The 18973-nt window shown below is 70.0% G+C and carries 17 protein-coding genes; 7 read left to right on the top strand and 10 right to left on the bottom strand.

Annotated features, from left to right (window positions below; all coding sequences use genetic code 11):
* Positions 1 to 20 precede the first annotated feature (20 nt).
* From LUM46_RS24645 to LUM46_RS24630, 4 genes are all read right to left on the bottom strand, one after another.
* Entirely contained in the window at positions 21 to 1706 is a 1686-nt protein-coding gene (locus tag LUM46_RS24645) for an FAD-dependent oxidoreductase (protein ID WP_274997725.1), read from the bottom strand.
* A 155-nt stretch (positions 1707 to 1861) separates the two neighbouring features.
* Positions 1862 to 2905, bottom strand: coding sequence for a flavin-containing monooxygenase (locus LUM46_RS24640; protein WP_274997724.1), 1044 nt, complete (start codon positions 2903 to 2905; stop codon positions 1862 to 1864).
* Positions 2898 to 4142: an MFS transporter gene (locus LUM46_RS24635; protein WP_274997723.1), complete on the bottom strand. Its 1245-nt coding sequence runs from the start codon at positions 4140 to 4142 to the stop codon at positions 2898 to 2900. The genes LUM46_RS24640 and LUM46_RS24635 overlap by 8 nt, the downstream gene beginning before the upstream one ends.
* 10 nt (positions 4143 to 4152) lie before the next feature.
* Positions 4153 to 5496, bottom strand: coding sequence for an FAD-dependent oxidoreductase (locus LUM46_RS24630; protein WP_274997722.1), 1344 nt, complete (start codon positions 5494 to 5496; stop codon positions 4153 to 4155).
* Positions 5497 to 5594: 98 nt separating this feature from the next.
* On the opposite strand from LUM46_RS24630, the gene LUM46_RS26655 reads away from it, so the two are divergent.
* Entirely contained in the window at positions 5595 to 6431 is an 837-nt protein-coding gene (locus LUM46_RS26655; protein WP_310242932.1) for a helix-turn-helix domain-containing GNAT family N-acetyltransferase, read from the top strand.
* Positions 6432 to 6507: 76 nt separating this feature from the next.
* Here the strand turns inward: LUM46_RS26655 and LUM46_RS24615 are convergent, their stop codons facing one another.
* The 3 genes from LUM46_RS24615 to LUM46_RS24605 all read right to left on the bottom strand — a co-directional run bounded on the left by LUM46_RS24615 (position 6508) and on the right by LUM46_RS24605 (position 11934).
* Positions 6508 to 8670, bottom strand: coding sequence for a PhoX family protein (locus LUM46_RS24615; RefSeq protein WP_274997721.1), 2163 nt, complete (start codon positions 8668 to 8670; stop codon positions 6508 to 6510).
* Between the two features lie 136 nt (positions 8671 to 8806).
* The gene (locus LUM46_RS24610) at positions 8807 to 10525 is read right to left on the bottom strand and encodes an NAD-binding protein (protein WP_274997720.1); all 1719 of its coding nucleotides are present in this window, start codon (positions 10523 to 10525) and stop codon (positions 8807 to 8809) included.
* A gap of 29 nt (positions 10526 to 10554) precedes the next feature.
* Positions 10555 to 11934, bottom strand: coding sequence for an arsenic transporter (locus tag LUM46_RS24605; protein ID WP_274997719.1), 1380 nt, complete (start codon positions 11932 to 11934; stop codon positions 10555 to 10557).
* A 98-nt stretch (positions 11935 to 12032) separates the two neighbouring features.
* Between LUM46_RS24605 and LUM46_RS24600 the strand changes: the two genes are divergently transcribed.
* From LUM46_RS24600 to LUM46_RS24575, 6 genes are all read left to right on the top strand, one after another.
* Positions 12033 to 12359: an ArsR/SmtB family transcription factor gene (locus LUM46_RS24600; protein WP_274997718.1), complete on the top strand. Its 327-nt coding sequence runs from the start codon at positions 12033 to 12035 to the stop codon at positions 12357 to 12359.
* Between the two features lie 178 nt (positions 12360 to 12537).
* Positions 12538 to 13491 carry a PstS family phosphate ABC transporter substrate-binding protein gene (locus LUM46_RS24595; protein WP_274997717.1) on the top strand — a complete coding sequence of 318 codons (954 nt, stop codon included), beginning with the start codon at positions 12538 to 12540 and terminating at the stop codon, positions 13489 to 13491.
* Positions 13492 to 13494: 3 nt separating this feature from the next.
* Complete coding sequence (gene pstC, locus LUM46_RS24590; RefSeq protein WP_274997716.1) at positions 13495 to 14508, top strand: phosphate ABC transporter permease subunit PstC; 1014 nt, start codon at positions 13495 to 13497, stop codon at positions 14506 to 14508.
* A complete protein-coding gene (pstA, locus tag LUM46_RS24585; RefSeq protein ID WP_274997715.1) occupies positions 14508 to 15425 on the top strand; it encodes a phosphate ABC transporter permease PstA in 918 nt (305 codons plus the stop codon). Before pstC ends, pstA begins: the two co-directional genes overlap by 1 nt.
* A gap of 106 nt (positions 15426 to 15531) precedes the next feature.
* Positions 15532 to 16302, top strand: coding sequence for a phosphate ABC transporter ATP-binding protein PstB (gene pstB / locus LUM46_RS24580; protein WP_274997742.1), 771 nt, complete (start codon positions 15532 to 15534; stop codon positions 16300 to 16302).
* Between the two features lie 22 nt (positions 16303 to 16324).
* On the top strand, positions 16325 to 17095 hold the full coding sequence (locus tag LUM46_RS24575; RefSeq protein ID WP_274997714.1) for a winged helix-turn-helix domain-containing protein: 771 nt from the start codon (positions 16325 to 16327) through the stop codon (positions 17093 to 17095).
* 14 nt (positions 17096 to 17109) lie between these two features.
* Here the strand turns inward: LUM46_RS24575 and LUM46_RS24570 are convergent, their stop codons facing one another.
* The 3 genes from LUM46_RS24570 to LUM46_RS24560 all read right to left on the bottom strand — a co-directional run bounded on the left by LUM46_RS24570 (position 17110) and on the right by LUM46_RS24560 (position 18937).
* The gene (locus LUM46_RS24570) at positions 17110 to 18045 is read right to left on the bottom strand and encodes an arsenate-mycothiol transferase ArsC (RefSeq protein ID WP_274997713.1); all 936 of its coding nucleotides are present in this window, start codon (positions 18043 to 18045) and stop codon (positions 17110 to 17112) included.
* A 37-nt stretch (positions 18046 to 18082) separates the two neighbouring features.
* On the bottom strand, positions 18083 to 18436 hold the full coding sequence (locus LUM46_RS24565) for an ArsR/SmtB family transcription factor (RefSeq protein ID WP_274997712.1): 354 nt from the start codon (positions 18434 to 18436) through the stop codon (positions 18083 to 18085).
* A gap of 66 nt (positions 18437 to 18502) precedes the next feature.
* The gene (locus tag LUM46_RS24560; protein WP_274997711.1) at positions 18503 to 18937 is read right to left on the bottom strand and encodes an arsenate reductase ArsC; all 435 of its coding nucleotides are present in this window, start codon (positions 18935 to 18937) and stop codon (positions 18503 to 18505) included.
* Positions 18938 to 18973: the final 36 nt, after the last annotated feature.

The raw sequence follows: 18973 nt of genomic DNA, 5'->3' as shown, positions 1-18973 counted from the left end.
CTTGGCCGTAGTCGCTTCGACTAGTGAGCCGACGTCCAGGCCTGGTAGTTCTTGTTGCCGCCGGACAGGTTGTAGACCTGCTCGAAGCCGAGGTTGCGCAGCACGTTCTGTCCCGCGTTGCCGGTCACACCCTTGTTGCAATACGTCACGGTCAGCGCGGCCGGGTCCAGCTCACCGGCCCGGGCGCGCAGCTCGGCCAGCGGGATGTGCACCGAGTCCTCCACGAAGCCCTTGGCCCGATCCTTCGCAGAGCGGACGTCGACGACCTGGACCTTCTCGCCGTCGGCCCGGTGCCGGTCCAGCTCCGCCGGCGTGATGAGCCGCGCCTTGCCGCGGATCGCGTTGTCCAGCGCCATGCCCGTGTAGTGCACCGGGTCCTTGGTCGTGGCGTACGTGGGGGAGTAGGCCAGGTCCAGGTGGAACAGGTCGGCGACGTCGGCCCCGTAGGTGATGGCCGTGGCCAGCACGTCGATGCGCTTGTCTGCCCCGGACGCGCCGATCGCCTGCGCGCCGAGCAGCCGCCCGGTGGCCCGGTCGGCGACGGCCTTGATCAGCAGCGACTCGCCGCCCAGGTACTCGGGCCGGTCGGGCTTGATGTTGTGCAGCACCTCGACGTCGTACCCGGCCGCGCGTGCTTGGTCCTCAGTGAGCCCGGTCTGGGCCACCGCCACGTCGAAGACCCGCACGATCGACGTGCCGAGGATTCCCCGGTGCTCCAGCGTGCCGCCCGTGATCGCGTCACCGGTGATGCGCCCCATCTTGTTCGCCGTCGACCCCAGTGGAACCCAGGCCGGCTCGCCGGTGATCAGGTTGAACGACTCGGCCACGTCCCCGACCGCCCAGACGTGCGCCACATCGGTGCGCCCCTGCCGGTCGACGGCGATCGCACCGGTCCGGCCGATCGTCACCCCGGCCTGCTCCGCGAGCTCCAGGTTCGGGCGCACGCCCACCGAGACGATCACCAGGTCGGCGGGCACGGTGTCGCCGTCGTCCGCCGAGCCGACGCGCACGCCGGTCACCCCTGCCTCGTCGCCCTCGATCGCGGCGACACGTGCGCCCAGGCGCAGGTCGACGTCGTGCTTGCGGAGCTCGGCGTCCACCCGTGCGGACATGTCCGCGTCCATCCGAGGCATCGCGTGCTCGAGCGCCTCGACGACGGTCACCTCGACGCCGCGCTCGGTGAGCTGCTCGGTCATCTCCAGCCCGATGTAGCCGGCGCCGATCACGACCGCGCGGCGCACCGGACGTTCCTCCACCCACGCGCGGATCGCCCGCGCGTCGGACGGGGTGCGGACCCTGAACACTCCGGGCAGGTCCACCCCGGGCAGGGGCGGGACCACGCTGCGTACGCCGGTGGCCAGGATCAGCTCATCGTAGGTGTCCTCGAACGTGTCTCCGGTGGCGAGGTCGCGCACGGTGACGGTCTGCGCCGCGGCGTCCACGGCGACGACCTCGTGGCCCGTGCGGACGTCGACGTCGTAGCGGGCCTTGAACCATGCGGCGTTGCGCGGGGTGAGCTCGTCGATGGTCTCGACCTCGCCACCGACGAAGTACGGCAGCCCGCACCCGGAGTAGGAGATGTCGTGGTCGCGCTCGTACACGGTGATGCGGGCGGTCTCGGTGTTGCGCCGGGCCTTGGCAGCGGCCGAGGTGCCGGCCGCAACCGAGCCGACGACGACGATCTTCAGTGGCGGCGAGGTGCTCATGTGATTCCTCTGTTCGGGTGCCTGATGGGGCCGGACGCGACGGCGTACCGGCAAGGGAAGGCGTGTATCGACCTGCTTCTATTTTGACACTTGTCGATATGGGGGGGCAAGCCCGTCCTCCGTCCGGCCCCAGTGCCACGGCTATCGTCGCTAGCTCAACCTCGACGCCTGACAAGACGGCGGACCACGTACGCAGCGTCACGGCCGACACCACGGATGCTGGCCGAGGAGAAGCTGCGCTGCCACTCCAGTCCGACGTAGCCAAGGCCCGGATGCGTGGTGGACAGGCCACGACGCTGTCGCGGTGCGCCGTCGGGATCGAGTGCGCCGAGACCGCTCAGGTAGGAGATGTCGGGGCGGAAGCCGGTGGCGAGCAGGATCGTGTCCACCTCTTCTGTGCTGCCGTCGGGCCAGGTGACGGTGTTGCCGTCGATCGCGGTGAACATGCGCCGCTGGTCGGGTCGTCCGGCGTCGACGGCGGCCTGGTAGGTGCCGGTGTCCAGCACGGGCATGCTGGGCTGCGTGCCCAGCCACGGCCCGATCGGGAGCGCGTCGTACCCGCTGACGGTCAACCAGAAGTGCGCGTCGCGGCCCCACGGCGTCTGGTTGATGTAGCGGACCGGTGCGCGCGTGGCGAGGGTGACGCGGGCGTGCGGTGCGAGATCGACCGCGATCTGGACCGCGGAGTTCGCCGCCCCCACCACCAGGACACGCTGCCCGGCGAAGGGCGCCGGGTTCCGGTACTCGCTCGAGTGCAGGACCATACCGGTGAAGCGGTCCAGGCCGGGGAGGGCGGGCCGATGGGGTGAGCTGAACGCGCCGGTCGCAGCGATCACGAGCGGCGCGGACAGCGGCTGCTCGTCCTGCACCTGCGTGATGAACTGGTCGCCGTCGTGGGTCACGGCCGTGACGCGGTGGCCGGTGCGGATGTCCGCGTCGAGGCTCTTGGCAAAGGTGCGCAGGTAGTCGACCACCTCGTCGCGGCGCGGGTAGCGGTTGGGGTCCCCGGGAAAGGCAAGGCCGGGCAGGGTGCTGTACCGGGCCGGGGAGAATAGGCGGAGGCTGTCGTAGTAGCGCGGCCACGAACCGACCGGCTCGTCGCCGGCCTCGAGCAGCGTGGGACGTAGGCCCTGGGCAAGGAGAGCGTGAGCGGCGGCGAGGCCGGCCTGGCCGCCGCCGATGACGATCGCGTCAGTCATGATCAGTGTCCTTTCGAGACGGTGCTGGTCGTGCGTTGGGTGTCGTGGTCAGCGCGAGGAACGCGGCAACGGCCCCGACGACTGCCAGCAGCAAGAAGGTGTGGGAGTATCCGCCGAAGCCGTCGGCGATGGCGGCCCCGGCCCACGGGGCCAGGGACATGGTGATCGCGAGCGGGGCGGACAGGAGGCCGGTGAGGCGGCCGTAGTGCACGGCGCCCCAGCGGTCGGTGACGGCAGTGGCCTGCAGCAGGGTGAACACCCCGCGTGCCATCCCGGCGACCACCGAGGCGGCAATCAGCACCGGCGTCGAAGTGACCAGCCCGAGAACCGCAGTGGTGAGAGCGACCGCGCCGACCACCACCGCGGTGCGGGCACGGACGCTCGTGTGCCGCACCAGGGTGGTGTAGCCGAGGCGGCCGAGGACCTGTCCGGCGCCGCCGAGCCCGAGCGCCACTGCCGCCAGGCCCGGAGTGAGGCCGCGTTCGGTGAGCAGCGGCACCAGGTTGATGATGACCGCATAGGCCGTGAACGCGGCCAGGCCGAACGTCACCACCAGGAGGACGAAGGCACGAGAGCGTGCCACCTGTCCGGGGTCACGGTGCTCGGCCGGCTGGGTGTGATCGTGCGGCTCGGGATCGGGCCACGTGCCGCGCAGTCCCCACAGGTGGCCGGGGATCGTGATCACCGCAAGGATCCCGGCGAGCACGAGGTAGGTCTGGCGCCAGTCCAGGTGTGCGGCGAGGAGCGCGGTCAACGGCGCGAAGACGGTGGACGCCAGCCCGGCAGCGAGGGTGAGTACGGTCAGAGCGAAGACGCGTCGCGGACCGTACCAGCGGGTCAGGGCCGCGAACGCGGGTGGGTACAGCGTCGCCCCCATCGCTAACCCCATCAGCACCCAGGCCGAGATGAACCACGCGAGGTTCTGTGCCGTTGCAAGCAGCACCACAGAGGGAACAGCGAGCAGCGAACCACCGGTCATCAACCAGCGCGGACCGATCCGGTCCAGCCAACGGCCGACCGGGATCCCCGCCAGCGCCGCCACCAGCTGCCCGACCGAGAACCCGGCGATCACGGACGCTCCGGACCAGCCGGTCGTCCTCGTGATCTCGACGGCCAGCACGGGAAAGGCGTAATACAGGATGCCCCAGCTGGTGATCTCGGTGACGCACAACGTCACCAGGACCCTGCGCAGCCCGGCCCGCGACAAGCCGGGCCGCGCGGCCACCTCTGCTTCCACGGCCCGCGCCTCAGCGGCCGGCGGACGGTACCGACAGCGAGATCAGTTCCGGCTCGGACGGGGCGGCGCAGCACCCACCGGCCGACGCCTCCGCTTCGGGCTCGTCGAACAGGCCCGCACCACCGCACACTCCGGTCTCGGCCAGCTGCAGCTCGACCCGCGCCGCAGCCTCGTGATCACCGGCCAGCGCGGCGGCGATCGACCGGACCTGCTCGTACCCGGTTGCCGCGAGGAACGTCGGGGCGCGGCCGTAGCTCTTCATCCCGGCCAGGAACACGCCCGGCTCCGGGTGCGCCAGCTCCTTCACACCGTGCGGATAGACGGTGCCGCACGAGTGCACGTTCGGATCGATCAACGGCGCCAGCATCACCGGCGCCTGCAGCGTCACGTCCAGCTCCAGCCGCAGCTCCGACAGCCACGTCAGGTCCGGACGGAACCCGGTCATCGCCACGACCTCGTCGACGGCCTCCACCCGGTGCCCCTCCGGCGAGGACAACAGCAGCCGCCCGTCGGCATCTGTCGCGATCGCTTCGGTCCGGAAGCCCGTCACCACCGACACGACACCCGCGTCGACCGCCTCCTTGGCACGCAGCCCCAGCGCCCCTCGTGCGGGGAACTGGTCGGCTTCGCCGCCGCCGAAGGTGTCCCCGACTGCGCCACGGCGCAGCACCCAGCTGATCCTGGTGGTGGGGTCCTGCTCGGCCAGGCCGGACAGGGCGACCAGCGCGGTGAGCGCAGAGTGCCCGCTGCCGGCGACGACCACATGCTTGCCCGCGTACCGGGCCCGCACCTCCTCGTCCGCCAGGTTCGGGACGCGGTAGACGATCCGGTCGGAGGCGACACGCTCGCCGAGTGCGGGCAGGCCGTCACCACCGAGCGGGTTGGGCGTGCGCCACGTGCCCGACGCGTCGATCACGGCGCGAGCGGTGATCAGTTCCTCGCTCCCGTCGGTGCGGCGCACGTGCACGCTCAGCGGCTCGGTGTCCCGGCCGGCGTCCACCACCCGGTCCCGACCGCGCCGCGCGACGCCGACGACCTCGGCGCCCAGCCGCACCCGGTCGCCCAGCGCCTCGGCCAGCGGGCTCAGGTAGCCGGCCACCCACTCCCGTCCGGTCGGGTACGCCTCCGGCGCGGGTCGCTGCCAGCCGGTCGGCACGAGGAGCCGGTCGGCGGCGGGATCCACGAGCTCGGACCATGAGGAGAACAGGCGCACGTGGTTCCACTCCGCCACGGCCGCACCCGGCTGAGTGCCGCGCTCCAGAACGAGGGGTTCGAGCCCACGCTCGACCAGCTCTGCTGCCGCGGCCAAGCCGATCGGCCCCGCACCCACGACGACTACCGGCAACACGCTCATGACCGCTCTCCCATCGATGTTGTTCGATCTGACTGGACCGGACTTTATCGACCGTCGTCGATTGACGCAACCATCGATTCTGATCGATCATGTTGTCCATGACGACGCCCCTCGAGGCCCAGGCCCTGCCCGAGGCCGAGGCCTCCACCTATGCGGCCTGGTTCGCCTTCCTGGCCGAGCCGACCCGGGTCCGACTGCTGCACGCGGTCGCGACCGCGCCACGGGGAATGACCGTCGGCGCGCTCACCGAGATCCTCGGCATTAGCCAGTCCACCTGCTCGCACCATGTGCGCAAGCTCGCCGACGTCGGGTTCGTCCAGCTCCACAAGGAGGGCACCGCGACCCTTGTGACGATCAACCCCGCGTGCTGCGTCGGGCTCCCGCACGCCGCCGACGCCGTGATGGGCCTGCTCGCCCCGCGGCCGTGCTGCCCCGAGGACGTCCCGGCCGACGTGACCGTACGTGCGCTGCAGGAGGCGGACTGGGCTGCCGTGCGTCGCATCTATGGCGAAGGCATCGCGACCGGCCTTGCGACCTTCGAGACCGCCGTGCCGAGCAGGTCGTCGCTGGATGCGAAGTGGCTGCCGGATCACCGCTGGGTCGCCGAGATCGACGGTGAGGTCGTCGGCTGGGCCGCCGCGACCCCCGCATCAGCGCGCGAGGTCTACTCCGGCGTCGCCGAAACCTCGATCTACGTCGCGGACGGGTATCGCGGCCGCGGGATCGGCAAGGCACTGATCCGCAAGCAGGTCATGGCCGCCGACGAGGGAGGCCTCTGGACGCTGCAGACCTCGATCTTCGCCGAGAACCGCGCCAGTGTCGGCCTGCACCACGCGGCCGGGTTCCGCACTCTCGGCATCCGGGAACGCATCGCTCAGCACGATGGCGTCTGGCACGACACGGTCTTCATGGAACGCCGCAGCACCGTGAACTGAGCTGGGTCGCAGGGCCGTCGCAGACGGCGACGCCCGCCGCCCTCTCAGGGGCGACGGGCGTCGAGGTCTCTGCGGCTCAGTGGTTGCGCGAGCCTTCCCGCCAGACCTGGACGACGGACGGGCGCGGACCGCGCCACGCTCCGACCGGGGCAGGCTGGCCCTCGGCGAGGTAGTCGGGGAAGTAGGACTGGTGCGCCCCGAACGTGCCATCCTCGCCGGGGTGCTGCACAGCGACGTAGACGATCCCGTCCTCGTCGTCGATGATCGGCCCGCAGGTCTCCGCCCCGGCAGGTACCGACAGGAACTGCTGCACGTGGCCGCGTTCGCGGCCGGTCAGCGGCACCTTGAACAGGCCGTCGCAGCGGCCCATCGGGCTCGAGGCGCCGTCGGTGGAGATCCACAGGTTGCCTGCGGAGTCGAACGCGACGTTGTCCGGGCAGGAGATCGGCGAGACCCGGTCGACGGGGAAACCGGCGAAGTACACCGACTCGTTGACCTCCGGGTTGCCGCACAGCAGCAGGATGTTCCACCGGAAGGTCGTGCCGGTGTGGTCGCCGTCCTCGGTGATCTCGATGACGTGCCCGTCCCGGTTGCCGGTCTCGGTGGCGCCGCTGACCACGCGGCGGTCCCGCGGATTTGCCTCGTCGGCGGCGCCGCGCGCCGCACCGGGCACGCGCTGGGAGTTGTTGGTGCAGGCCAGGTAGATCTTGCCGGTGACGGGGTTGGGCTGGATGTCCTCGGGGCGGTCCATCTTGGTGGCGCCTACGGCGTCCGCGGCCTGGCGGGTGAACACCGAGACCTCCTCGGCGGACATGCCGTCCACCGCGCTGCGACCGTCGATCAGCAGAGGCATCCACACACCGCGGCCGTCGAACGCGCCGTCGGACGGCAGGGCGCCCGACCCGTCGATCTCACCGGTGCTGTCGCCCAGGAACTTGGCCACATACAGCGAGCCGCGGCTCAGGAGGCCCTTGTTGTGCCGGCGGGCACCGAGGCTGTCCCCGCCCCGGAACCGCTCGGTCGAGACGAACTTGTAGACGTACTCCCAGCGCTCGTCGTCGCCCATGTAGGCAACGGCGTGGCCGCGGTCGGACAGGATCACCTCGGCGCCCTCGTGCTTGAAGCGGCCCATCGCGGTGTGCTTGACCGGCGTCGACTCCGGGTCGTACGGGTCGATCTCGACCATGTAGCCGAACCGCCGCGACTCGTTCTCGTAGCCGTCGTTGTGCCCGGAGAACCGCGGCTCGTCCAGCTCCCAGCCGTAGCTGGTCGCCGCGTCGCGCAGCCCGTAGCGCGCGTCGCGCGGGTCGGTGCCGTCCACGCGGAAGTAGCCGTGGAAGTTCTCCTCGCCCGAGAGCACGGTGCCCCAGGGCGTGGTGCCGCCCGCGCAGTTGTTCACGGTGCCCAGCACGCGCTTGCCGGTCGGGTCCGCGGCGGTCTTGAGCAGGTCCGAGCCGGCGGCCGGGCCGTCGATCACGAACTCGGTGCCCACGTGCACGCGCCGGTTGTACGGGCTGCGCGCCTCGTACGTCCACGGCTTGCCCTCGCGGCGGCGCTCGACCTGGACCACGGACATGCCGTGCGCGGCCCGCTCGATCGCACGGCGCGTGACGGCGTCGTAGGTCTGGTCGAACATGATCCCGGCGTTGGTGTACTCGTGGTTGGACACCAGGAGCGCGGAGGTGCCGAGGTCACGGCCGCGGCGGCGGCCGGAGCGGCCCTTGCCGGACCAGTCGTGCCGACCCCGGCCGAGCGGCAGCAGCTCGAGGTAGTCGCAGTTGTACCCGAACGCCAGGGCCTGCTTGGCGGCGCTCTGCGAGCCGATGTCGAACGCTTCGCCGCCGGGCAGGATCGGGTCGCCCCAGCGGATGATCGGGCTCCAGGTGAAGCCGTCGGGGATGACGAGGGCGTCGACGTCGGCTGGCTGGGAGGCGACGGGCCGGAACGCGAGGCCGCGGTCCGGGTGTCCGCCGCCGAAGCCGTGTGCGGCGGCCGAGGGTGCGCCGGCGAGCTCGGTGCCGATCACGACCGCACCGGCGGCGGCGGCGATGCCGCCGAGCATGGCGCGGCGGGACAGCGCCGCGCTCACGATGTCCTTGAAGTACTCGTTGGCGCTCTCGTTGGGGGCCGGGTGGGAGCAGGCGTCCGCGCACTTGAGGCGGCAGGTGACGGGGCTGCGCTTGCCGCGCGCATAGGGCGCGACCTGCAGCAGCGGGCGGGACTCAGGGGCGATCGTCATCGGAGGTCTCCGTGTACGTTCGGGGGGCTTGGGTATTGGCAGCCGGAGCTGATGGTGTCGACGCTAGGAACGGGCGGTGTCCACGTCTCGACGATTCGGGAACGGGGCAGTGAACGACAAATGCATAAATGCTGGTCTATGTTTCTGGTCCGAGGTCGTCCCCAGGTGCTGCCCCCTGAGGGTGTGCTGTTCGCGCACGCAACCGCTCCAGGCCGCTGCGGGTCGCGACGACGATGAGTCGGTAGTTGTGCTGGAGGGGGAATCCCGGCGTGGGGTTGAGGACGACGTCGGCTCCGGGGCTGCGGTGCGGGAGCCGGAGGGCGATGAGCCGGACCTCACCGGGTACGTCCACCTCACGAGCGGGGCGGTGCTCGAGAGCGGCGTGCGCACGCATGGGCACCTCGGCGATCAGCAGCACCCGGTTGCGGAACGCGACGGTGTCGTGCGCGTCCGGTCCCGTGACCGAAGCGGCGAAGGCCGGTGCCGCCAGCTGTGACGCGCTGCGCGGTGCCGAGCCCGGGATGAGTCCCTGGATGCGTCGGGCGAAGTCCTCGTCGAAGAGCCGCAGTACCCGGCGCAGCGGGGCGGCATCCGGTGCACGGTCGATCGCGTCGGTGGCGATGGTGATGCCGATGTTGGCGAGGTCGTCGCTGGTCACCGCCAGGATCGCACGGGAGCTGGCGGCCTGGGCCGCTGCGAGCACGTCGGGCTGCCTGCCGTCGCCGATGACGACGGGCACGCCGTGGGTGCGGGCGAACTGGATGCCGCGCGCCTTGTCGTTCGTGTCGATGGCGACGGCGGTGATGCCACGTTCCAGGAGGGTCGTGAGCACCCGTGTGCCGACGTCACCCATCCCCACCACGACGACGTGCCCGGTCATCGTCGTACCCGGTCCGGAAACCGCTGCCGCGAGGCGCGCGCGCACGACGGCGTCGACCAGGGTCGCCGTCAAGAGCGGGATCACGGCGACGCTCACCACGGTGAGGACCACCTGGACCAGGCGAGCCAGGAGTGGTGTGCCGGTGTCTGGGTCCGCCCCGACCAGGAGGTGCAGGACCACGTGGTACAGCGCGGTGCCCCATTCAGGGGCACCCTGGGCCGCGACGAGAAGAGTGGCACCGGCCAGCGTGATGAGCGTGAGAGCTGCCACTGCGTACCAGACGTACCGGTTCAGGTTGGACCTGATGTAATGCCACAGCTTTCCGTTCGACCGGTAGGTCGTGCCGGCAGGTGCAGGATCGCGCACCGGGTGGGCGAGGACGACCTGCGGCGCGATCTGCGGCGTGCCGGGGCTCGGGAGCATCACGGCGTCGTCGTGCTCGTCGACGGCAGTCAGGACGGCGAGCTCCTTGCCTGCCTGCTGTCCGGACTCGGCGACGACGAGATCCAGGCCCGGCACATCGAGATGCCTTGCCTCGTCCAGGGCGAGGGAGACCAGCTGCGGTGCGGCGATCTTGGACGCCGACAACACGTCGCAGTTGGGCAGGTGCCGCGCGACGCCGCTACCGAGCTTGTCGTCGAAGAAGCGCACGACGATCCGCAGGCCCGGACGGAGCTCGTGGACCAGCAGCGCGGTCTCGATGTTTCCGGCGTCGTCCTGATCGAGCAGGGCGACCGCGGAAGCTGTCCCGATCGAGGCGTGCTCGAGGGTGGTGGTGTCCGGCCGGGCGGACACCACGATCCGGACGTCGTCGAGTGCGCTCATCTTGGCGGCGTGCTCGCTCGCCGCGTCGGGCAGGATGACCGTGACGTCGCCCTGGTACCGGGTGCTGAGTGCGAAGGTGACCCGGTACGCGAGCGCACCCCCGCCACAGACGACGAAGTGCGGTCGGCGCGATCGCGTCGATGACGGCATGGCCGGGAGCGTATACCCGCCGCCGGAGGTCAGTGCAGGACGGTCAGCCAGGCAACCAGGCCCAGCAGCGTCACGGCCAGGACGGGGAGGGTCAGGATGATCCCGATGCGGAAGTACTGGCCCCAGCCGATGTGCATTCCCTTGCGGTCGAGCACGTGCAGCCACAGCAGCGTCGCCAACGATCCGATCGGCGTGATCTTCGGGCCCAGGTCCGCGCCGATGACGTTGGCGTAGATCATGATCTCCTGGACGACGCCGCTCGCGCCGGCCGCGTCGATGCCAAGGGCTGCGACCAGCACCGTGGGCATGTTGTTCATGACCGATGACATGCCGGCCACGAGGAAGCCGGTGCCGACGCCGGCGGCGAGGGTGCCCTGACCGGCCATCGCGGCGAAGACCTCACCCAGGGTGTCGGTGAGCCCGGCGTTCCGCAGCCCGTACACGACCAGGTACATGCCGAGGGAGAAGATCACGACCTGCCAGGGCGCGGACCGCACGACCGGCCACACCGCGATGGGCCCACGGCTGACGGGCGCCGGGCTCCCGGCGCTGACAGGCTCTCGCCGCCGGGTGACGCCGCGGAAGAGGAAAGCCGGGCGGCGGGCCGCGACCACGATGATCGCCAGAGCCGCGACGGAGGCGACGGCGGACAGCGGCACGTTCAGCGGCTCGGCAACGAAGTAGCCGACGAGCAGCACGGCCAGCACCACCCAGCCCGCACGGAAGGTCAGGCGGTCGCGGACGGCGTCCTCTGGACGCCCGAGCTCCGTCACGTCGTAGCGGTCAGGGATGGACTTGCGGAAGAAGAGCCGTAGCACGCCCAGGGTCGCGGCGAGCGAGACCAGCGAGACCGGGATCATCACGAGCGCGTAGCGGGCGAAGCCGATGCCGAAGAAGTCGGCCGAGACGATGTTGACCAGGTTCGACACCACGAGCGGCAGGCTGGTGGTGTCCGCGACGAACCCGGTGGCCATGATGAACGCGAACGACGCGGCCGGGCTGAACTTCAGGGCGAGCATCATCTGGAAGACGATCGGGGTCAGGATCAGCGCGGCGCCGTCGTTGGCGAACACCGCGGCGATCGCTGCGCCGAGGATCACGATGAGGGTGAACAGGCGTCGGCCGTTGCCCTTGCCCCAGCGTGCGACGTGCAGTGCTGACCATTCGAAGGTGCCGGCCTCGTCGAGCACGAGCGAGATGAGGATCACGGCGACGAAGGTGAGGGTCGCGTTCCACACCAGCGCCCACACGTCGGGGACGTCGCTCAGGTGCACCACGCCGGTGAGCAGCGCGACGCCTGCACCGGCCAGCGCGCTCCAGCCGATGCCGAGCCCGCGTGGTTGCCAGATCACGAACGTGAGCGTGACCAGGAAGATGATCAGGGCGAGCAGCATGAGTTCTCCGCGCATCGGGCAGGCTAGGGTGCGGCCGCCTGACGGGCTGCCGGGCGAAAGCATTACATCGATACTCGTTGATATCAACCGGCGCTGATGTATAGCATCGGTGCATGCCAAGCGCAGTCCGACCGCCGACCGCCGAGCTCGCAGCGCAGTTCGCGCTGCTCAGCGACCCGCTCCGCCTGCAGATCGTGCTCGCGCTCACCGAGGAGCAACTGTGCACCTGCCACCTGGTAGACCTCACGGGCGCGAAGCAGACGACCGTCAGCCACCATCTGCGCCAGCTGCGTGACGCGGGGGTGGTCGCCGGCGAGGCAGAGGGAAGGTTCACCTGGTACCGCCTGACGTCCGACGCGTTCGCGGCAATGCTGGAAGCCCTCACCGGAATCGGCTCCGTCGAGGATGCCCCGCGGCTGCGCCCGACCTGCGTGGGCTGACCGGTCCCGCCTGACTTCACCCTCCGACCAACCCGGAAGCATCGATCGTGATTGATTGATCACGACGGGTTAGGTGGCCGTTCACCCTGCATTCACATAGACCCCGTTCTATCAATCTTGTCCGACAGACGATGTAGGCGGGAACATCTCGCCTCCACAAGACGGGATCCCATAGGTGATGAACTTCCCCCAGCGCACTGCAGCGGCGGTCGGCGCCGCCGGCCTCGCGCTCTCCCTCGCCGCCTGCGGCGGCGGTCAGCAGGCGGCCGGCGACGGCGGCCTGTCCGGCACCATCGCCGTCGACGGCTCCTCCACGGTCGCCCCCCTGACCTCGGCCGCCGCGACGCAGTTCGCCGAGGTTGAGCCGGATGTCCAGGTCACGGTCGCCACCTCCGGTACCGGAGGCGGCTTCAAGGCGTTCTGCGCCGGTGAGACCGACATCTCCAACGCCTCCCGTCCGATCAAGGACGAGGAGATTGCCGCCTGTGACGAGGCCGGCACCGAGTACACCGAGATCGTCATCGCGAACGACGGCCTGTCCGTCGTCGTGAACCCTGAGAACGACTGGGCGCAGTGCCTCACGGTCGAGCAGCTCAACACGATCTGGGCCCCTGAGGCCGAGGGCGAGGTCATGAGCTGGAAGGACGTCGACCCGTCCTTCCCCGACGAGCCGCTGGACCTGTATGGCGCAGGCACCGACTCCGGCACCTTCGACTACTTCACCGAGGCCATCAACGGTGAGGAGGGCGCCACTCGCGCCGACTACACCCCCACCGAGGACGACAACGTCACGGTCCAGGGTGTGCAGGGTTCGCCGGGCGCGCTGGGCTACTTCGGCCTCTCCTACGCCGAGGAGAACCCGGACGCGGTCAAGATCCTCGACATCGACGGCGGCGACGGCTGCGTGACCCCGTCCTCCGAGACGGTCCAGGACGGGACCTACACGCCGCTGGGCCGGCCCCTGTTCATCTACGTGAACAACGCCAGCTACGCCGACAACGAGGCGCTGCAGACCTTCGTCGACTTCTACCTGGAGAACGAGGCGTCGATCGCCGAGGAGGCCCTGTTCATCGGTCTCACCGAGGAGCAGGCTGGCACCGCCCGTACCGAGCTGGACAGCCTGAAGGGCTGAGGCGTGAGCTCAGTCTCTTCCGCACCGACCGGTCGGGCCGTCGCGCCCGGCCGGTCGGTCGGCCCGCCGTCCGGGCCGGCCTCCGGTGCCTCCTTCGGCACGTTCCCGGCCGGGCCGCCCCGGTCGTCCGACCTGCGCGGCAGGCGCCGACCGGGCGAGCTGATCGCCCGCGGGCTGCTCGCCGGTGCCGCGATGCTCAGCGTCGTCATCACCGCCGGCATCGTGATCGCGCTGCTGGTTCCCGCGCTTACCTTCTTCGAGCAGGTCCCGATCTTCGAGTTCCTGACCGGCACCCGCTGGACCCCGCGCTTCGCGGACGCCTCCTACGGCGTGCTGCCGCTCATCACCGCGACTGCGTGGACCGCCCTGGTGGCCCTGGCTGTCGCGGTCCCCTGCGGCCTGGGCTCGGCTATCTACCTCTCCGAGTACGCGCCCGAACGGCTGCGCCGCATCCTCAAGCCGATCCTTGAGCTGCTCGCGGGCGTGCCGACCGTCGTGTTCGGCTACTTCGCCCTGCTCTGGTTCACCCCGTTCCTCCAGGACCTCGGCATCGAGGTAGGGCCGTTCAGCCTGCTGTCGGCGGGCATGGTCATGGGCGTCATGATCATCCCAACCATCGCATCCGTCTCCGAGGACGCGATGTCCGCGGTGCCGAACGCGCTGCGGCAGGGCTCGGCCGCGCTGGGCGCGAACCGGATGCAGACCTCGCTGCGCGTCGTGTTCCCCGCGGCGTTCTCCGGTGTCGTGGCGGCGGTCGTGCTCGGCATCTCCCGCGCCGTGGGGGAGACCATGATCGTCACGATCGCCGGCGGCCAGATGGTGCAGATGGTCAGCAACCCGCTCCAGCAAGGCGCGACGATGACGACCTTCATCGCCAACGCGGCGCTTGGCGACTCGCGGGTCGGCTCTCTCGAGTACAACACCCTGTTCGTCGTGGGCCTATTGCTCTTCCTCCTCACCCTGGTCGTGAACCTGATCGCGATCGAGCTCGTCCGCCGCTTCCGGCAGGAGTACTGATGTCCACCTACACACCCGCGACCTCGGGGGCCGACGCCCGCCGCGCGGTCCTGTCGACGTCGGGCCGCAGCAGGGAACAGACCCCGCAGTCGGTGCTGTTCATGATTTTGCTGTGGCTGAGCCTGCTGATCGGTTTCGTCACGCTCGCCGTCCTCCTGATCGACACGTTCGCGGACGGGCTGACCCGGCTCGACGGCCGGCTGTTCACCGGCTACCCCTCCTCGCGCGCCGAGGAGGCAGGTGCCCGCCCGGCGATCCTCGGGTCGCTCTGGGTGATCGGCACGACGGCGGTGCTGGCCGTACCGCTCGGCGTCGCCGCCGCGGTGCACCTCGAGGAGTTCGCCGATCGTAAGCGCTGGTGGAACCGGCTGATCGAGATCAACATCTCCAACCTGTCCGCCGTGCCCGCGATCATCTACGGCATGCTCGCCCTGGGCACCCTCGCGCTGGTCGGGGTGCAGCAGAAGAACATCGTGATCGGCGGCGCCATCGCGCTGGCGATGCTGATCCTGCCCGTCATCATCATCTCCACCCGCGAGGCCGTCCGGGCCGTCCCGCGAGAGCTGCGCGACGGGTCTCTGGCGGTCGGGGCCACGCCGCTGCAGACGACCTGGCGCATCACGTTGCCCGCCGCCATGCCCGGCATCGCGACCGGCACCATCCTGGGCCTGTCCCGCGCGCTCGGCGAGGCTGCGCCGCTGCTCCTGCTCGGCGGGCTCGTGTTCCTCCGGTTCGACCCGAACGGCCTGCTCAGCCAGTTCACCACCATGCCGATCCAGATCTTCAGCTGGACCGCGCAGCCGCAGGCCGAGTTCCACACGCTGGCCGCAGGCGCCTCCATGCTCCTCATGGGCCTCGTGCTGCTCATGAACGGCGCCGCCATCTACATCCGCAACCGCTACCAGAAGCGCTGGTGAACCCATGCCTGAACCCATGCCACAAGTCCGCGACGCCATCGAGACGGAGCTGCAGCACCACCAGCAGGCCACGCGCGAGGTCCCAGACCACCCGGAGCGGACCGTCCTGGAGGTGGACGACGTGAGCGTCTACTACGGCGACTACCTCGCGGTGCGGAACGTCTCCCTGGACCTCGGGCACAACGAGATCACCGCGCTCATCGGACCCTCCGGCTGCGGCAAGTCGACCATCCTGCGGTCGCTCAACCGGATGAACGACCTCATCACGGGAGCACGGGTGGAAGGCCCGATCCGGTACTGGGGTCAGGACATGTACGCCCCGGGTATCGACCCGATCGAGGTGCGCCGCCGGATCGGGATGGTCTTCCAAAAGCCCAACCCGTTCCCCAAGTCGATCTACGACAACATCGCCTACGGGCCGCGCGTCACCGGCATGCAGGTCGGCAGCATGGACGACTACGTCGAGCAGGCCCTGACCAAGGCCGCCCTGTGGGACGAGGTCAAGGACAAGCTCAGGCAGTCCGCCTACGGCCTGTCCGGCGGCCAGCAGCAGCGCCTGTGCATCGCGCGGACCATCGCGGTGCAGCCGGACGTGATCCTCATGGACGAGCCGTGCGCCTCCCTGGACCCGATCGCGACGCTCCGGATCGAAGAGCTCATGGCCGAGCTGCGTGACCAGTACACGATCATCATCGTCACCCACAACATGCAGCAGGCCGCCCGCGTCGCGGACCGCACGGCCTTCTTCACCGCCGCCATCGACCCGGTGACTGGGGAACGGCACGGTGAGCTGGTCGAGTACGACAAGACGACCAAGATCTTCGAGAGCCCCGCGGACTCGCGTACCGAGGGTTACATCAGCGGCCGCTTCGGCTGACGCCCGCACACCAAGGAGCGTCATGGCAACCAGCACCTCCGCAGCGCCCAGCGTCGGCACCCGCAAGGCACGTGGACGGGGCGACGACGTGCGCCGCGGTACGCACACCGTCGTCCTGGTGGATGCCGCCCTGGACCGGGAGCGCTGGCTCACCTCGCGCCTGCGCGAGCGGGGCGTGAGCCTGCTCGTCTACCGGGATGTGCTGCGCGGCCTCGCGCGTGTCGGGGCAGGGGGCGTGGACGCGCTGGTCCTGTCCGCGCAGCTGGGCAGCGACACGCTCCTGGCGGTGGTCGAAGTTGCCTACGAGGAGCTCGGCGTGGCCGTGCTGGTGGCCCACGGCCCAGGGGAGACCGACATCATCGGCCCCGCGGTCCTGGCCGGTGCACGTCCCATGCTGACCAGGCCCTACGGGCCGGCAGCCTTGGAGTCCGCCGTGCGCGAGGTGCGTCAAGGGCCGGTCCGGCTGCCCACCGTCGAGGTGGGCCACCTCCGGCTGGACGTAACAGGGTACGACGCGCAGTTCGGCAACCAGGGGATCGACCTGGCCACGCTGGAGTTCGAAGCCCTCTACGAGCTCGCGTCCCAGCACGACCACGTGGTCGAGCGCGAGGCACTGCAACGGCGGTTCTGGCCGACCTCGTCGGACCCGAACGCCGCGCTCATCTCCGTCATCTCCCGGCTGCGCCGCAAGCTCGACCCCTTCGGCGCAGCCGGCGCCCTGCACACCGTACGAGGCATCGGCTACAGGCTGGACTCCACACCCCTCATGACCGTTGCCGTGTCCGGCGATTGATAGACGCACACCTATCAATCAGGGCCCGCGTCGATCTCGGCGAGCAGCACGTGCACCCGGTCGATGATCTCGTCCGCGATGCGTCGCACATCGTCCGGCGACCGCCCCGCGGGGTCCTCCACGGGCCAGTCCACGTAGCGTCGGCCAGGTAACACAGGGCACGCGTCCCCGCAGCCCATCGTCACGACCATGCTGGAGGCCCGCACGACCTCCTCCGTCAGAGGCCGCGGAATCTCCGCCAGCCGGTCCATGCCACGACGGGCCAGCTCGTCCCGGACTCCCGGGTCGAGCATGCCGGCCGGCGTGGAGCCTGCCGTGCGCACCCGCACCCTGTTCCCGACCAGGGACCGCAACGCAGCGGCGGCGATCTGTGAACGACCCGAGTTGTGCACGCACACGAACAGGACGTCACTGATGGTCTTGCTACCCGAGGCGTCGACGCCGTTGAACGGCGCCGCCAGGGCCGCCAGCCGGTCCGTTGCGAACCGCGCGGTCAGGGCGGGCAGGTAGCGCTGCACGGATGCCCGGTCGGCGAGCAGGCCGTAGCTCTCCCGGACGAACCGCTCGACGGTCTCGCGGCCGAACGTCTCGGAAAACCTGTCGGTGAGCTCGTCCACCACACGGTCCATCAGCTGCTTGTGGTTGCCGGCGTCCACGACTGGCCCGTCGCGGTAGGGCGCAGCGCCGATCGCGGCGCCGCCGAACCTGACGATCGCGTCCGCGGTGGGGCGGTAGCCCGGCGTGTGCGGGTCACCGACGCGGGCCAGGAGCCACACGTCCGCCATCGCTTCCAGGTGCCTGACGATCGCAACCTGGTCACCGAACGAGCCTGCCAAGTACGCCGCCGTCGGCTGGCTCGACGGATCGGTCAGGACCAGAGCGAGGAGCCGGAGCCTGTCCGGATCGGCCATGGCCGCCGCCTGGGCGGCGAGCAGGCGAAGATCGGTCACCGGACGTCCGTCCTGTCGCTCTGTCGAGGAGGAGCGGTCAGCGCAGCAGGTCTGCAATCATGCCCAGGCGCTGCGGCACGATCGCGTACCAAGCTTCCCGGCCCACCGGGTCGCGCGAGACGATGCCCGCCTCGTTCATCACCTTCAGGTGGTACGAGACCGTCGGCTGGCGCAGGCCGAGCGCACGCGTGAGGTCGACCACCCGGATGCGCCGCTCGTCGCTGTGATGGATCAAAGAGAGAATCTGCAGCCGTGTCGGGTCGGACACGACCCGCAGCACCGCCGCTGTGTCCTCGGCCTGCCCGCGGCTCAAGGTCGAGCGCAGCGCAGGGTGCGGCTCCTGCTCTACCGCCCCGCGCTGACCGCTGTCCCGGGCAACCCACTCGCTCATGCGGCGAGCCTACCGTTTGATCCATCACGATCAATTCAATGACCATCGGCGTCGCCACGTGTTCCCCTACGAGACGGGCTGAACGCCGAGCTCGGTGAGCAGTCCACGCACCCGCCGCTCGATCTCGTCGCGGATGGGTCGAACGGCCTCGATGCCCTGGCCCGCGGGATCGCTGAGCTCCCAGTCCTGATAGTTCTTGCCGGGGTAGTAGGGGCACGCGTCGCCGCAGCCCATCGTGATCACGGCGTCAGACGCCTCGACGGCCTCGTTGCTCAGAACCTTGGGCTTCTCGCCGCGGATGTCGATGCCCTTCTCGAGCATGGCCTCCACGGCGATGGGATTGATCATCTCAGCAGGCATGGAGCCGGCCGAGCGCACCTCGACAGCGCCGCCGGACAGCGCGCGAAGGAAACCCGCGGCCATCTGGGAGCGGCCCGCGTTGTGCACGCAGACAAACAGGGCGGACGGCTTGGCGGGCTCGGTGGGTTCGGTGACGCTCATAGGGTTATCCAGTTCTGTGCGGTGCTTTTGTGGAGC

It is taken from the genome of Promicromonospora iranensis, assembly GCF_028994805.1.
Classification (GTDB): Bacteria; Actinomycetota; Actinomycetes; order Actinomycetales; family Cellulomonadaceae; genus Promicromonospora; species Promicromonospora iranensis.
This window is presented reverse-complemented; position numbering and strand designations above follow the sequence as displayed.

Coding starts and splice junctions, on each gene's coding strand:
- LUM46_RS24630 (WP_274997722.1), bottom strand. CDS start 5,496: ATGAGCGTGTTGCCGGTAGTCGTCGTGGGTGCGGGGCCGATCGGCTTG.
- LUM46_RS24595 (WP_274997717.1), top strand. CDS start 12,538: ATGAACTTCCCCCAGCGCACTGCAGCGGCGGTCGGCGCCGCCGGCCTC.
- LUM46_RS24615 (WP_274997721.1), bottom strand. CDS start 8,670: ATGACGATCGCCCCTGAGTCCCGCCCGCTGCTGCAGGTCGCGCCCTAT.
- LUM46_RS24640 (WP_274997724.1), bottom strand. CDS start 2,905: ATGACTGACGCGATCGTCATCGGCGGCGGCCAGGCCGGCCTCGCCGCC.
- LUM46_RS24610 (WP_274997720.1), bottom strand. CDS start 10,525: ATGCCGTCATCGACGCGATCGCGCCGACCGCACTTCGTCGTCTGTGGC.
- LUM46_RS24575 (WP_274997714.1), top strand. CDS start 16,325: ATGGCAACCAGCACCTCCGCAGCGCCCAGCGTCGGCACCCGCAAGGCA.
- pstA (WP_274997715.1), top strand. CDS start 14,508: ATGTCCACCTACACACCCGCGACCTCGGGGGCCGACGCCCGCCGCGCG.
- LUM46_RS24600 (WP_274997718.1), top strand. CDS start 12,033: ATGCCAAGCGCAGTCCGACCGCCGACCGCCGAGCTCGCAGCGCAGTTC.
- LUM46_RS24565 (WP_274997712.1), bottom strand. CDS start 18,436: ATGAGCGAGTGGGTTGCCCGGGACAGCGGTCAGCGCGGGGCGGTAGAG.
- LUM46_RS24605 (WP_274997719.1), bottom strand. CDS start 11,934: ATGCGCGGAGAACTCATGCTGCTCGCCCTGATCATCTTCCTGGTCACG.
- LUM46_RS24645 (WP_274997725.1), bottom strand. CDS start 1,706: ATGAGCACCTCGCCGCCACTGAAGATCGTCGTCGTCGGCTCGGTTGCG.
- LUM46_RS24560 (WP_274997711.1), bottom strand. CDS start 18,937: ATGAGCGTCACCGAACCCACCGAGCCCGCCAAGCCGTCCGCCCTGTTT.
- LUM46_RS26655 (WP_310242932.1), top strand. CDS start 5,595: ATGACGACGCCCCTCGAGGCCCAGGCCCTGCCCGAGGCCGAGGCCTCC.